The organism is uncultured Phascolarctobacterium sp. (genome assembly GCF_905212365.1).
Taxonomy (GTDB): domain Bacteria; phylum Bacillota; class Negativicutes; order Acidaminococcales; family Acidaminococcaceae; genus Phascolarctobacterium_A.
The window spans coordinates 97,085-111,957 of record NZ_CAJMEH010000001.1; the positions used below are offsets into that span (position 1 = coordinate 97,085).

Annotated in this window: 12 protein-coding genes; 11 read left to right on the top strand and 1 reads right to left on the bottom strand. The window is 49.8% G+C overall.

Features of this window, described 5'->3' with window-relative positions:
* Positions 1 to 115: 115 nt before the first annotated feature.
* Positions 116 to 940 carry a transglycosylase domain-containing protein gene (locus QZ105_RS00505; protein ID WP_293727887.1) on the bottom strand — a complete coding sequence of 275 codons (825 nt, stop codon included), beginning with the start codon at positions 938 to 940 and terminating at the stop codon, positions 116 to 118.
* A gap of 220 nt (positions 941 to 1,160) precedes the next feature.
* On the opposite strand from QZ105_RS00505, the gene argC reads away from it, so the two are divergent.
* The 11 genes from argC to hemW all read left to right on the top strand — a co-directional run bounded on the left by argC (position 1,161) and on the right by hemW (position 14,807).
* Positions 1,161 to 2,195: an N-acetyl-gamma-glutamyl-phosphate reductase gene (gene argC, locus QZ105_RS00510; RefSeq protein ID WP_293727888.1), complete on the top strand. Its 1,035-nt coding sequence runs from the start codon at positions 1,161 to 1,163 to the stop codon at positions 2,193 to 2,195.
* Between the two features lie 35 nt (positions 2,196 to 2,230).
* Positions 2,231 to 3,436, top strand: a complete 1,206-nt coding sequence (gene argJ / locus QZ105_RS00515; protein WP_293727889.1) for a bifunctional glutamate N-acetyltransferase/amino-acid acetyltransferase ArgJ — start codon at positions 2,231 to 2,233, stop codon at positions 3,434 to 3,436.
* Between the two features lie 31 nt (positions 3,437 to 3,467).
* On the top strand, positions 3,468 to 4,358 hold the full coding sequence (gene argB / locus QZ105_RS00520) for an acetylglutamate kinase (protein ID WP_293727890.1): 891 nt from the start codon (positions 3,468 to 3,470) through the stop codon (positions 4,356 to 4,358).
* A gap of 78 nt (positions 4,359 to 4,436) precedes the next feature.
* The gene (locus tag QZ105_RS00525; RefSeq protein ID WP_293727891.1) at positions 4,437 to 5,627 is read left to right on the top strand and encodes an aspartate aminotransferase family protein; all 1,191 of its coding nucleotides are present in this window, start codon (positions 4,437 to 4,439) and stop codon (positions 5,625 to 5,627) included.
* 20 nt (positions 5,628 to 5,647) lie between these two features.
* Positions 5,648 to 6,589, top strand: coding sequence for an ornithine carbamoyltransferase (gene argF, locus QZ105_RS00530; RefSeq protein ID WP_293727892.1), 942 nt, complete (start codon positions 5,648 to 5,650; stop codon positions 6,587 to 6,589).
* A 126-nt stretch (positions 6,590 to 6,715) separates the two neighbouring features.
* On the top strand, positions 6,716 to 7,936 hold the full coding sequence (locus QZ105_RS00535; RefSeq protein ID WP_293727893.1) for an argininosuccinate synthase: 1,221 nt from the start codon (positions 6,716 to 6,718) through the stop codon (positions 7,934 to 7,936).
* Entirely contained in the window at positions 7,936 to 9,348 is a 1,413-nt protein-coding gene (gene argH, locus QZ105_RS00540) for an argininosuccinate lyase (protein WP_293727894.1), read from the top strand. The genes QZ105_RS00535 and argH overlap by 1 nt, the downstream gene beginning before the upstream one ends.
* A 201-nt stretch (positions 9,349 to 9,549) precedes the next feature.
* Positions 9,550 to 10,236 carry a Crp/Fnr family transcriptional regulator gene (locus tag QZ105_RS00545; protein ID WP_293727895.1) on the top strand — a complete coding sequence of 229 codons (687 nt, stop codon included), beginning with the start codon at positions 9,550 to 9,552 and terminating at the stop codon, positions 10,234 to 10,236.
* Positions 10,237 to 10,810: 574 nt separating this feature from the next.
* Positions 10,811 to 12,085, top strand: coding sequence for an SLC13 family permease (locus QZ105_RS00550; RefSeq protein WP_293727896.1), 1,275 nt, complete (start codon positions 10,811 to 10,813; stop codon positions 12,083 to 12,085).
* Between the two features lie 425 nt (positions 12,086 to 12,510).
* The gene (locus QZ105_RS00555; RefSeq protein ID WP_293727897.1) at positions 12,511 to 13,551 is read left to right on the top strand and encodes a hypothetical protein; all 1,041 of its coding nucleotides are present in this window, start codon (positions 12,511 to 12,513) and stop codon (positions 13,549 to 13,551) included.
* A gap of 71 nt (positions 13,552 to 13,622) precedes the next feature.
* Positions 13,623 to 14,807: a radical SAM family heme chaperone HemW gene (gene hemW, locus QZ105_RS00560; protein ID WP_293727898.1), complete on the top strand. Its 1,185-nt coding sequence runs from the start codon at positions 13,623 to 13,625 to the stop codon at positions 14,805 to 14,807.
* Positions 14,808 to 14,873: the final 66 nt, after the last annotated feature.

Sequence of the window (14,873 nt, forward strand, 5' to 3'; positions counted from 1 at the left end):
CGCAAAAATAACCGCAGCTTGAAAGCTTGCGGTCATTTTTTAACGATATTTTTTAGGGACAACAGCTTATCAGTCGAACCTTTTCTGTTTGTCTTATAACGAAAAACATCAAATTTTACAGAGCTGTGCCGTTAGTCAAGTAAATTTTTTCGGCTTTGGCTTCGGCCAGCTGGGCTTGGTTAATCAGTCCATATTTATGCATGGAAGTCAAAACCAACAGCTGGCGCTCCTTGCAGCCCTGAGGATTTTCCAGCGGATTGAGGGCGCTGGGGGCGTAGGGCAGAGCGGCTATGACGGCGGCCTCGGCCAGCGTCATAGCGGAGGGAGCCTTGCCGAAATATTTGGCGGCGGCCTGCTTAATGCCGTTGGCCCCTGCTCCAAAATAGGTGGTGTTTAAGTAAAGCTCTAAAATTTCGTCCTTGGTATAGTTATCCTCCAGCATAAGGGAAAGAATAGCTTCCTCAATTTTGCGCTCCATGCTTTGCTCGTGGGTAAGAAAAACATTTTTGACAAATTGCTGTGTCAGTGTGCTGCCGCCCTGCACTACTTCGCCCGCGCTGATGTTCACCAGCAGAGCGCGCAGAATGCCGTCTACGGCGATAGCGCCATGCTCGTAAAAGGCGTGATCCTCAATGGCTATCAGCGCCTGGGGTATATTCTGGTTCATAGCGTCCAGAGCCGTCCAGTCTGGGCTTTGACGGATAGGGTCGATTACCTCGTCCATATTGAAGGCCAGATAAAATTTCTGCATAGGCGACGGCCATTCCTCTTTAGGCGGCAGCAGGCTGACAAAGAGCGCCATAGCGGCCGCTTTTTCATGCTTATTCACTTTTTCCTCCTGCTGCTGCGCGGGTGCGACAGGCTGGGGCTTATCCGTAAGCGCGTCGTAGCCGACCATGCCGGCAAAAATCAGGAGCGCCATTACCAGTGTTTTTATCATGCTCATACCTCGCTTGTACTTCTTCATTATATTGTAGCAGGAAATATATTTTTTGGCAAAAGAATACATAAAAAATGCTAGGAAAATCCACGCGGGCGTAGTAAAATATATATCATAAAATGGATGAGTGTTTCTTGCCCTTTTTACAAAAAACCTTGCACAGCACTTGCAATGTTATGCAGGTTGGATGTATAATTATCAAACGTAAAGGAGGATGTATATGAAAGCAAGTGTTATCGGGGCAACCGGTTACGCAGGCGTAGAGCTTTTGCGGCTGCTGGATGGACATCCGGAGGCGGAAATTGCCGCGATTACTTCCGAAAGCAGTACAGGTGAAGCTATTGCCAGCATGTATCCCCATTTATCCGGGCGTATTGTGAAAAATTTGACGTCGATGCAGGATATTGAGGCTATTGCTGCCAACAGCGACGTAATTTTTATCGCCCTGCCTCACGGTCATGCCATGAAGATTGGCAAAAGGCTGCGCGGCAGTAAAACCAAAATCATCGATCTTGGCGGCGATTATAGATTTAAGGATTACCGCGTTTTTGAAGAATGGTACAAGGTGAAGCACGAGGACCCGGAGGCCCAGGCTGTTTATGGCCTGACGGAGCTGTACCGGGAGCAGGTACGCGGCGCGCAGCTGGTGGCTAATCCCGGCTGCTATACCACTTGTAGTATTCTGGCTATGGTGCCGCTGCTGAAATACGATTTAATCGAGCTTCAGGGAATTATTGTGGACGCTAAGTCCGGTACTACGGGAGCAGGCCGCAGCTTGAAAGCAGGCAGCCTGTATTGCAGCGTCAACGAAAGCTTTAAGGCTTACGGCGTGGCGACTCACCGTCATACGCCGGAAATAGAGCAAGTTTACAGCGAATTTGCCGGAGAGCCGGTGGTTATTCAGTTTACGCCCCATTTGCTGCCGGTGGACAGAGGAATTTTAGCTACCTGCTACGGCCAGCTGAAGGAGGGCGTTACGGACGCGCAGATTGAAGAGGCTTACCAGGCCATGTACGGTAAGGAATTTTTCATTCGCCTGCGCGGTAAGGGCGGCTGTCCGGAGCTGAAAAATGTCCGCGCCTCCAATTATGTTGATTTGGGCTGGCAGACGGACAAGCGCACAGGCCGCATTATCGTGATGAACTGCATCGATAATCTGGTCAAGGGCGCTGCGGGACAGGCGGTGCAGAATATGAACGTCATGTTCGGCTTGGACGAAACCGCCGGACTGCGCCAGCTGCCCATTGTACCCTAAGCGTATAAAATATTGATAATAAAAGAGGGAAAAGCATGAAAAAGATTGAAGGCTGGGTTACTGCTCCCCAAGGCTTTTTGGCCGCCGGCGTGAAGGCCGGCATTAAAGCCAGCGGCAATCATGACGTGGCTGTAATTTACAGCACCGTGCCCGCTGCCTGCGGCGCAGTATTTACCCAAAATAAAATGTGCGCGGCTCCTGTGCTGGTCTGCCGCGAGGTCAATAAGCAGGGCTACGCTCAGGCCATAGTGGTCAACAGCGGCTGTGCTAACGCCTGCACCGGCGCCCAAGGCTTGGACGACGCAAAAAAAATGCAGGCTCATGCGGCGGAGCTGCTGGGCATCGAGCCGCAGGAGGTTTTTGTGTGCTCCACCGGCGTTATCGGGCAGTTTTTGCCCATGGATAAGCTGCTGACGGGCATTGCCGACGCTGTGGACAGTATGGACGAATGCGAAGGCGAAAGCTGTGCTATGGCTATTCAAACCACAGATACCTTTATCAAACGGGCTGCTTATGAAGCGGAAATCGGCGGTAAAACGGTGAAGATCGCCGGTATCGCTAAGGGTGCGGGCATGATTCATCCAAATATGGCTACTATGCTGACCTTTATCACTACGGACGCAGCTATCGCTCCCGACGTGTTGAAGCGCGCTGTAAAAGCCGCTGCCGATAAATCCTTTAATATGGTAGTGGTGGACGGCGATACCAGCACTAACGACAGCATGATTGTGCTGGCTAACGGCTTGGCAGAAAATGAGATTATTTTATCCGAGGAGCATCCTGATTATCCGGCCTTCTTTGAAGCGCTGACGGCCTGCGCTACCGACCTGGCAAAGATGATAGCCCGCGACGGCGAAGGCGCTACAAAATTCCTGGAGGTCAACGTAATTGGCGCAGCCTCCTGGGAGGACGCCAAAACGGCGGCTATGGCGATAGCTAAATCTCCGCTGGTAAAGACCGCTTTCTTCGGCGAAGACCCTAACTGGGGACGCATTGTCTGCGCAGCAGGATACAGCGGCGCGGCTATGACTGCGGAAAAAGTAAATTTGGAAATCGGCGGCATTCGCTTGGTGGAAAACGGCATGAACTGCAATGTGCCTGCCGAAAAGCTGGCTCCTACCATGGCGGAGCACGATATTTCCATGACTATTGACTTGGCGGCAGGCGACGCTGCGGCTACAGTCTGGACCTGCGATTTCAGCTATGAATATGTAAAAATCAACGGCGAATATCATACCTGATTAAATATTAAATATAAAGGAGGATTTTACAATGTTAATGAACGACAATCAAGTACAAACCTTAGTGGAGGCCTTACCGTACCTGAGCGATTTCAAAAATAAAACCATCGTTGTTAAATACGGCGGCAACGCTATGCTGAACGATGAGCTGAAAAATAAGGTGCTGCAGGATATCGTGTTCCTGCAATGCGCAGGTATGCGCCCCGTTGTGGTACACGGCGGCGGCCCGGAAATCACCCGTATGCTGGTGCAGGCCGGTAAAAAGAGCGAATTTGTCAGCGGCCTGCGCGTAACCGACGCTGAATCCGTTGGCATCGCTGAAATGGCTTTGGTAGGCAAAATCAATACCGATTTGGTAGCACGCCTGAATACTTTAGGCGGCAAGGCAGTCGGCTTGAACGGCAAGGACGCTAAGCTGATCTGCGCTAAAAAGCATTTAGCAGACGTATATGAAAACGGCGAAGTAAATCTTGTAGATATCGGTTATGTAGGCAATGTTGAGCATATTAACACCGAATTGATCGACTGCCTGCTGGATAACGGCTTTATTCCTGTAATCGCTCCTACCGGCGTAGGCGCGCAGGGCGAAACCTATAATATTAACGCCGACAGCGTTGCTGGTGAGATTGCCGGCGCTTTGAAGGCTGAAAAGCTGCTGGTGCTGACCGACGTGCGCGGCATTTATTCCGATTACCGCGATGAGAACAGCTTTATTTCTACCTTGACCTTTGAAAAGGCGCAGGAGCTGATTATCCGCGGTAAAATCGACGGCGGCATGATTCCGAAGGTTCGCGCCTGCATTACCGCTTTGTCCGGCGGCGCTAAAAAGACTCATATTATCGACGGCCGTGCCGAGCACACCATCCTTATGGAAATTTTCAGCGACGAGGGCGTGGGCACTGAGGTCGTTAAAGAAATCTAATAATGACACTTTAAGCAAGGGGCCGATGCTGGCGTCGGTCCTTTGTTATATTTTTTACGCTAAGAGAGAGGGTGCGATATGGATAAGAAAACTGTTGTCGAGCAGACGGAAAAATATTATCTGCCCGTTTTCGGCAGATACGATATGGTGCTGGATCACGGGCAGGGCTGTAAAATTTATGACAATGAAGGCAATGAGTATATCGACGCTTTTGCCGGTATTGCCGTAAATTCTTTAGGCTATAATCATCCGGTACTGGTGAAGGCTGTTGCCGAGCAGGCGGCTAAAATTATGCACTGCTCCAACTTGTATTATACTGAAATTCAGGCTAAGGCCGTGCGCCTGGTGGCAGAAGCCACCGGCATGGACCGCGTCTTCTTCGCTAACTGCGGCGCGGAGGGCAATGAGGGCGCAATGAAGCTGGCGCGTAAATACGGCGTGTCTAAGTCGCCCACGAAATATAAAATTATTTCCGCCGATGAATCGTTCCATGGACGCACCTTTGATACGCTGGCTGCCACGGGCCACGATTATTACCATGTGGGCTACGGTCCGCTGAGCCCCGGTCATGTGCTGGTTCCTTACGCCGATATTAAGGCCTTGGAGGCCGTTATGGACGAGGATGTGTGCGCAGTTCTGCTGGAGCCCATTCAAGGCGAGGGCGGCGTACATGTGCCCAGCGACGAATATTTGCAGCAGGTGCGCACCCTGTGCGATAAATACGACGCTCTGCTGATTTTTGACGAGGTGCAGACCGGAGTTGCCCGTACCGGCAAATGGTTTGCTTATATGCACAGCGGTGTGAAGCCGGACGTAATTACCTTTGCCAAGGGCATCGGCGGCGGCTTTCCGGTAGCAGGCTTTGCCGTGCCGGAGCGTTTGGCCCATGTGTTCAAACCCGGCGATCACGGCGGCACCTTCGGCGGCAATCCGTTGGCCTGCGCTGCCGTTTACGCTACGCTGGCTACCATTCGTTCCGAAAATTTGGTGGACAAGGTAGCGGAAAAGGGCGCATATTTTATGGAAGAGCTGCTCAAGCTGCAAGCCAAATATCCCGCTAAGGTGAAGGACGTGCGCGGACGCGGGCTGATTTTGGGCGTAGAGGTGGCAGGCGAGGGCAAGCCTGTGGTGGAAAGCTGCCTGGCTAACCATGTAGTGGTCAACTGCACTGCGGGCAATGTTATTCGTTTGGTTCCGCCGTTGATTATCAGTAAAGAAGAAATAGATACTATAGTGGCTGCTTTGGATAAAGCTCTGGCTGCGCTGTGATGTGATTGAGAGGGTAAAAAATGGGCTTAAAGAATAAAGATTTAATTTCGATTCACGATTTGTCCGTAGGCGAGGTGGCTACGATTTTAGATGTGGCTAAAAAGCTGAAACGCAGGCAAAAGGCCGGTGAGCCGCATCAGTATTTGAAGGGTAAGACCTTGGCTATGCTGTTTTCCAAGGCTTCCACCCGCACCAGAACCTCCTTTGAGGTAGGCTTCTGGCAGCTGGGCGGTCATCCTATTTATTTAAGCGATGCTTCCTCCCAGATTGGCCGCGGCGAGCCTGTGCGCGATACGGCGCGGGTGCTTTCCCGCTTTGTGGACGGCATCATGATTCGCACCTTTTCCCATGATTCCGTAATCGAGCTGGCTAAATATGCAACGGTACCCGTTATTAACGGTTTAACGGATTTGCTGCATCCCTGCCAGGCACTGACCGATATGTTTACCATTCAGGAAAAGATGGAGGTTTTAAAGGGCCGTAAGCTGGTATATGTGGGCGACGGCAATAATATGGCTCATTCTCTGATGTTCGCCTGCGCTAAGGTGGGCATGAACATGGTCTGCGCCAGCCCGCAGGGCTATCAGCCCGATCCGGAGGTGCTGCGTTTGGCGCAGGAGGACGCTTCCCATACCGGCTGTACTATTACCGTGGAGGAGGATTTGTTTAAGGCCGCTAAGGGCGTCGACGTGCTGTACACCGATGTGTGGACCAGCATGGGCGAGGAGGCCGAACGCGAGATTCGCTTCAAGGCCCTGCATAATTATCAAATCAATCAGGAGCTGTTGGACACTGCGCGTCCCGGAGCTATCGTGCTGCACTGCCTGCCTGCACATCGCGGCGAGGAAATTACTGAGGAGGTTCTGGAAGGGCCGCAATCCGTAGTTTTCGATCAGGCCGAAAACCGTTTGCACGTGCAGAAGGCCATTATGGCGCTGCTGATGAGCGACGAGGTACTCTAAGCAAAAAAATTTTGTATACATGCCCCAAGACTATTGGATTGCGGCACGAAAAGTGCTATAATACAAAAAGATTGCAAGATTATTCATTGAATATGTATTTTATTCAATTCTAGGAGGCTTTTGACAATGAAAAAAGAAGACATTAAGAAAGTAGTTCTGGCTTATTCCGGCGGCCTGGATACATCCGTTATCATTCCCTGGCTGAAGGAGCATTACAATAACTGCGAGGTTATCGCCGTTTGCGCCGATTTAGGCCAGGGCGACGAGCTGGATCCCGTACATGACAAGGCTATCAATACCGGCGCAAGCAAATGCTATATTCTGGATTTGAAGGAAGAATTTATCCGCGATTATGTATGGCCCACCGTTAAGGCAGGCGCTGTATATGAAAAGAAATATCTGCTGGGCACATCTTTTGCCCGTCCGCTGATTGCTAAAAAGCTGGTAGAAATTGCAGAAGCTGAAGGCGCTGACGCTATCGCTCACGGCGCTACCGGCAAGGGCAATGACCAGGTTCGTTTTGAGCTGTCCATTATGGCTTTGGCTCCGCAGCTGGCAATTATTGCTCCCTGGCGTGAGTGGGAGCTGCGTTCCCGCGATCAGGAGATCGATTATGCAGCAGCGCATAACATTCCTATTCCCGTGTCCCATGACCATGATTATTCCATGGACCGCAATATGTGGCATCTGTCCCATGAAGGCTCCGACCTGGAGGATCCCTGGAACGCTCCGAAGGATGAGCTGTTCATCGTAACCAATATTCCTGAAAAGGCTCCGGATAAACCGGAATATGTAGAGCTGGAATATGTTGAAGGCGTGCCTGTTTCCGTAAACGGCGAAAAGCTGAGTCCGGCTAAATTGGTAGAAAAGCTGAACGAGATCGGCATCCGCAACGCTGTTGGCATTACCGATATGGTAGAGGACCGTCTGGTTGGCATGAAATCCCGCGGCGTTTACGAAAATCCTGCCGGCGCTATCATTTACTTCGGTCATAATGACCTGGAAAACCTGTGCCTGGACCGCGCAACCCAATCCTTTAAGCAGCAGGTATCCATCCGCTATTCCGAGCTGGTTTACGACGGCATGTGGTTCAGCCCGCTGCGTGAGGCTCTGGACGCTTTCGTCAACGAAACCCAAAAGACCGTTACCGGTACTGTACGCATGAAGCTGTATAAAGGCAACATCTACAGCGCTGGCGTAAAATCCCCGTACTCCCTGTACAGCCAGGAATATGTAACCTTCGGCGAGGACGAAGTATACAACCAGGCTGACGCAACCGGCTTCATCAACCTCTTTGGCCTGCCGCTGAGAGTTCGTGCATTGATGAAGAAAGGCGACCTGAAATAATGGCTAAGCTTTGGGGCGGTCGTTTCAGTAAAAATACTAACGAATTAGTGGACGCATTTAATGCGTCCATTGATTTTGATAAGCGTTTATATCACGAGGATATCCGCGGCAGTATCGCACATGCCCGTATGCTGGCAAAGTGCGGTATCATTCCGGCAGAAGACGGGGAGAAAATTATTGCTGGATTGAAGGATATTCTGGCTGATATCGAGGCTGGTAATTTCCATTTCGACGTGGCTTTGGAGGATATTCATATGAATGTCGAAGCCCGTCTGACAGAGCGTATTGGCAGCGCCGGTGCGCGTTTGCATACAGCCCGCAGCCGTAACGACCAGGTTGCGCTGGACATGCACATGTATATGAAACGCGAGGTAGCGGAAATCGCCGAGCTGCTGCTGCGCTTTGAGGAAGCGCTGCTGACAGTGGCTAAAAAGCACGATAAAACCTTAATGCCGGGCTACACCCATTTGCAGCGGGCGCAGCCGATTACCTTCGCTCATCATCTGCTGGCATATTTTAATATGCTGCAGCGTGATTTTCGCCGTCTGCTGGGCGTATGGGAGGGCGCGGATATGATGCCCTTAGGCGCTGGCGCTATCGCCGGTACTACCTTCCCTATAGACCGCTTTATGGTGGCTGACGAGCTGAATTTCAGCACGGTTTATCCCAACAGCATGGACGCAGTCAGCGACCGCGATTATGTTATCGAATTCCTGTCCTTCGCCTCTATGCTGATGATGCATTTGAGCCGTTTAAGCGAGGAAATCTGCCTGTGGAGCAGCACGGAGTTTGGCTTTGTCGAGCTGGACGACGGCTTCGCTACCGGCTCCTCCATGATGCCGCAGAAAAAGAATCCGGATATTTCTGAACTGGTGCGCGGCAAGACGGGCCGCGTTTACGGTCATTTGCAGGCCATGCTGGTAACCGCCAAAGGCCTGCCCCTGACCTATAATAAGGATTTACAGGAGGATAAGGAAGGCTTCTTTGACGCTGTGGATACCGTTAAGTTCAGTCTGGCAGTTTACCGCGATATGATTCTGACCATGACTGTTAACGTGGATAAGATGGCTCAGGCTGTAAGCAGGGACTTTTCCAATGCTACGGACCTGGCCGATTATCTGGTTCGCAAGGGCCTGCCCTTCCGTCAGGCTCACGAGGTTGTGGGCAAATGCGTGGCTTATGCTATTCATCAGGGTAAATTCCTGCCGGAAATCAGCTTGGAGGAATACAAGAAGTTTTCCGAGCTGTTTGAAGGTGATTTGCTGACGGCATTGAATCCGGAAAACTGTGTGGAAGCGCGTAAGTCCTATGGCGGGCCGGCTTTTTCAGAAAATGAAAAGCAGCTTGCCGCAGGCGATAAGGTTTTGGCTGCTCAGCGTCAAAAGCTGGCTGATTTGCAGGCCAAGCTGTAAGCTCCGTTCATAAAATTACATAGAATTAAGGCCAGTCGAATGCTTATTGCAGACGGCTGGCTTTTTTCTGCGCTAAATCGGTGTTGCCTGTGCAACAAACTTACTTAATGCTTTCTTTAATTACAAAATATTTACATATATATTTTGCTTTGGCATAATGGATATATAAAATGAATGGAGTAAATATAGGCGGTGACAAGAATGGCTATAAAAATGTACTCACCCAATTATGCAGATATACCATTGTTCAATGGTTTGGCCAGAGAAGAAATTAACGAAATTCTGCAAAAATTTCATGGCCTGATCAAGCATTTTCCCAAATCTGATTATATTTATCTGGCCGGCGATTGCGTAGAAAACCTGTGCGTGGTTTTAGAAGGCACGGTGCAGATGATTAAGGAGGATATTTGGGGCGAAAAATCCATTATCGCTAATCTGGGCTCCGGCTCCGTCTTTGCCGAAAACTTTTTAGGTAAGCTGGGGGATCGTAGCGTGGTAAGTTATTTCGCGGCTAGCGACAGCGAGGTTTTGATGCTGCCCTTGGGCAAAATGCTTTTTGACGGCAGCAGCCACAGCGAAGCTAACAGGCGCTTAATGTGCAATATCGTTTCTATCTTAGCCGATAATAATACGCGCTTGATTGAAAAAACCGAGATTTTGTGCAAAAAAACTCTGCGTAGCAAAATTTTAGCTTATCTGGAGCAGGAAGCAAAATACAATAACAATACTCGTTTTACAATTCCCTTCAACAGAACGGATCTGGCCAATTATCTGGACGCCGACCGCAGTGCTTTGACTCGTGAGCTGGCGCGGATGCGGGAAGAAGGCCTGATATATTTCGAGAAGAATATTTTTGAGCTTTTGGATGTGCAGCACAAGGAAAAGTGACGGCAGCTAGGGACTGCAAGTAAATACCGGTACGCTTTGCGAAGTATTTAAGAACGCCTGCGGGCGTTCTTCTTTTTCGCACCACGACTGTTTTTCAAGGCATTTGATTGTACGTCGCCGTCGCTTTGCCTTGTATCTGACGCATTCTCCAAGTTTTTTTAGAGAATTACTATCAAACTTATAAAAAAAATAAAAAAAGCGATTAAAACACTTAAAACGCCACGCATAAAAGCGCGGCATTTTTATTTTATTAACATAGATATAATATTGCTAAAACACCATGTAACACAAGGATAGTAGCTTTATAAGCTATTTAAAGTAAAAAGATAATATTAATTTATAAAGAATGTTGTGCCGCCTGTACGGAAGCTGCTGCCGGGGTATGCGCGTATATTCTGTTGCTAAAGCAACAGACCTTTCATTAAAATATTGTTATCATAGCTTTAGTTAAAGAAACTTAGTAGTTTTTTAAATTATAAAATTACTTCTAGAACTTTGAAAAGTTAATATTTTTTACTGATATATGGCGCCCTCAGGCACTGTATATAAATATCTTTTAAAGGAGGAACATATAATGTCCCCAGCAATTAAATGTTTAATTCTGTTGGCAGTAGTTGCGTTATTATTTGTAACTGAACTTATTCCTTTGGCAATTACTGCTACCGCTGGCGCAATTGCATGCGGCCTGTTGGGCTTGATTCCTGCTAAACAAGTATTTAGCGGTTTGTCCAACTCCACCGTTGTACTGTTCGCCGGCATGTTCGTCGTTGGCGCGGCCATGTTCTACACCGGCTTGGCGCAGGCTATCGGTAACAAAGTAGTATCCCTCTGCGGTACTGGTGAAAACAGCCTGATGTTCGGCCTGATGCTAGTTGGCACCGTGCTTTCTTCCGTACTGTCCAACACTGGTACTGCTGCCTGCCTGTTGCCCGTAGCTTTGGGTATTTGTTCCGCAGCTAAGATTCCTGCTTCCCGTCAGCTGATGCCTTTGGCATTTGCCTGCGGTTGGGGCGGTATCATTACCATGGTAGGTACGCCTCCTAACATCATCGCTACCGGCGCTATGACCGCTGCCGGCCTGGAAGGCTTTGGCTTCTTCGAATTCGCTTGGATTGGTATTCCTGTTTCTATCGCAGGTATGCTGTACATGATGTTCGTTGGTAAGCACCTGCTGCCGAAGGTAGAATTGGACGCTGACCAGGAGATCGAACAAGAAATTGAAGCTAACGAAACTTCCAAGAACAAGATGATCGTTTCCGGCGTTATCCTGCTGGCAGTAGTTCTGGTAATGGCTTTGGGTATCAAAGGTATCACCTTGGAAATGGCAGCAATCATCGGCGCGCTGGTTTGCGTACTGACCGGCTGCCTGACTGAAAAACAAGCCTATGCTTCCATCGACTGGGTAACTATTTTCCTGTTCGCTGGCATGATGCCTGTATCCACCGCTATGGATAAAACCGGCGCTGGTAAGCTGATCGCTGAATGGACCGTTAACCTGATGGGCGGCGATCCTTCTCCGTTGGTTGTAACCGCAGTTCTGTTCATTCTGTCCTGCGGCCTGACCCAATTCATGTCCAACACCGCATCCGCAGCTCTGCTGTGCCCGATCGGTATTGCAATTTCCAAACAACTGGGCGCTGACCCGAAAGCAGTTCTGATGGCTATCGCTGTTGCAGCTTCCTGCGCATTCGCAACTCCGGTAGGTACTCCTCCGAACACCTTGGTACTTGGCCATGGCGGATACAAATTCATGGACTATGTAAAAGCTGGTACCGGTCTGGTAATCGTAGCTTTCATCGTATCCTTGGTGGTTATTCCTATTGTTTGGCCGTTCTTCCCCGGCAAATAATTAAAAATCTCTGACGCATTCTCCGGGATTTTGGGGGATTATCAACGAAAATTAAAGCCTGTCGCTTCGGCGGCAGGCTTAATTTCTTGTCTTGAATTGTCAAGTCAATTGCAACACTACGCCAAAGAAAACCTCATAGGGAGACTTCCAACCGAGGCATTTGTAATGCCATTTTATTGCCAAGATGCAGTTAAGAGATAAATCCTATATTCGCAACGTCAGCGTTAAGTGCGGCCTTTTCAATACTGCCTTTGATAAGAGTAATTACTTTGGCTGTGAAAGTAAAACTTATTTCTAGTATCAGTTTTGTGCAAAATACTGCGTTAAAAAGCCATTGACAATGGCGAAAAGTTAAGTATACTAAAAATGTAAGAATTGATATAAGCATTAAAGTATATTTTTTCTGCTGAAGGAGGCTTAATGAAATGAAACGCATGATATTTATAGCTGCATTGCTGGCGACGTTGCTGTTTGCTTTTTCTGTTTGCGCAGGCAGTGCTGGGCCTACGGAAAAGCAAGCTGATGCGCAAGAAACGCAGCAGGTGCAGCAAGGAAATAATGGCAGAATGCCTGCTGGTGGCATAAAGGTTGGGCCTATAACCCACCGTGACGGCGATATGGGCAGCCTGAAGCCGGACAAGGAGCTGCAGGGTATCTTGGACGAGGTGCAGGATAAGTACCAGCTGCTGACCTTCACCGACCCTGACACCGGCTTTAAAATGCAGTATGAACTATTCGTGCCGGAAAATTATAATAAGGCTGAACGCTATCCGCTCATTATGTTTATTCCGGACGCCCGCGCTGCTGGGCGCACTCCCGCCTTCTCCCTGAACGTAGGCTGGGGCGGAGTTATTTGGGCTACGGCGGCGGAGCAGGCTAAGCATCCGTCCTTTGTATTGATTCCCGTTTTCACAGAGGTCATTGTGGACGACGATTTTGACACCTCGCCGCAAATTGAAACGGCGGTAAAGCTCATTCATAATTTGTGCGATACTTACAGCATCGATACGAACCGCCTTTATACTACGGGACAATCCATGGGCGGCATGACCTCCTTCCATTTGAACGTAACCCATCCGGACTTGTTCGCGGCTTCGCTTTTTGTGGGCAGCCAATGGAATAATGAGCTGCTGCAGGTATTGGAGCAGAAAAAATTCTTCTATATCGTTTCGGCGGGCGACAGCAAGGCTTCTGCCGGACAAGTCGGGTTGATGGCCGTTTTTGATAAGGACGGCGTGCCCTATACCCATGAGCAATGGAGCGCTCAGGAAGCCAGCGATGTGCAGAACGCTTGCGTACAGGCGATGCTGACGAAAGGCTTGCAGGCTAATTTCGTTACCTTTATCAAGGGGACGACCTTTACGGGCGAAGCGCCCAGGGGCGGCGAACACCTGACGTCCTTTGATTATGCGTATAAGCTGGAAGCGGTGCGCGACTGGCTGTTTGCTCAAAGCAAAGAGGAATAAAAGTAAAATTACGGCAGGCAGTCCGTGTGATTGCCTGCTGCTTTTGTATAATAGAAAATTTTGGAGGCGCTATGATGACTTTAGATAAAAGCACATGGACTGATTATCAGGCGCTGTATCTGCATGTGCCCTTTTGCCGGCAAAAATGCTTGTACTGCGATTTTGCTTCTTACGCGGGCTATAGCACGGAGGCCATGAAGCGTTATACGCAGGCCGTGTGTAAGGAAATAGCTGCGCGCCGCAAGGAAGCGCGGCAAATGTCGCCGACTGCTACGATTTATTTTGGCGGCGGCACGCCCAGCGTACTTCCTGAAGCTTGTCTGGAGCAGCTGGTGGCTGCGCTGCGGCGTTATGGCTTTTGGCAGCAGCCGCAGGAGGCGACTATCGAGGTTAATCCCGGTACGGCAAATTTGGACAAGCTGCGTTTGCTGCGGCAGCTGGGCTTCGACCGCATTAGCTTCGGCGTGCAGAGCCTGAATGATAATGAGCTGCGTACTATCGGGCGGATTCATAATGGGCAGCAGGCCTTGGAGGCGGTGGCGTGGGCGCGTCAGGCGGGCTTTGAGCGCATCAGCTGCGATTTGATTTACGGTCTGCCGGGACAAACCCTGGCGTCTTTGCGCGCTAATCTGCACGGGTTGACGGAGCTGGGTATCGAGCATCTTTCTGTGTACGGGCTTATTGTGGAGGAAGAAACGCCTTTGGCGCGTTTAGTGACGCAGGGCAGGCTGCTGCTGCCGGACGAGGATTTATGCGCCGATATGTACGAGCTGGTGCAGCAATATTTACAGCAGCAGGGCTTTGAACGCTACGAGGTGTCCAACTATGCCAAAAACGGCCAGTATTCGCGGCATAATTTGGTCTACTGGCGTTATCATCCCTATATAGCCTTTGGCGCGGCGGCCTGCGGCTTTGACGGGCACGTGCGACGCACGGCTGCGGAAAATGTGGAAACGTATATTGCCAGCGTGCTGCAAAATGCGCAGGCGGATAAATTGTATAATACAGAAAGGCTTACGGCTGCGGAAATGCTGGGTGAGTTTATGTTTATGGGCTTGCGCTGCGTGCGGGGAGCCGATTTGGCAGAGGCTCAGGCGCGCTTCGGCGTGGACGTTATGGCGCGTTTTGGGCAGGAGCTGAAGCCATTTCTGGAGCAGGATTTGCTGCGTCTGGAAAGCGACGGACGCTATCTGCGCTTAACACCGCAGGGTATGGCTGTGGGCAACAGGATATTTGAAATCTTTGTGACAGCTTAATTTTTGCACAAAAAAATGTTGACAATAAATTAGGTCAGTGCTATTCTTATACCAAGATGTTAGCAC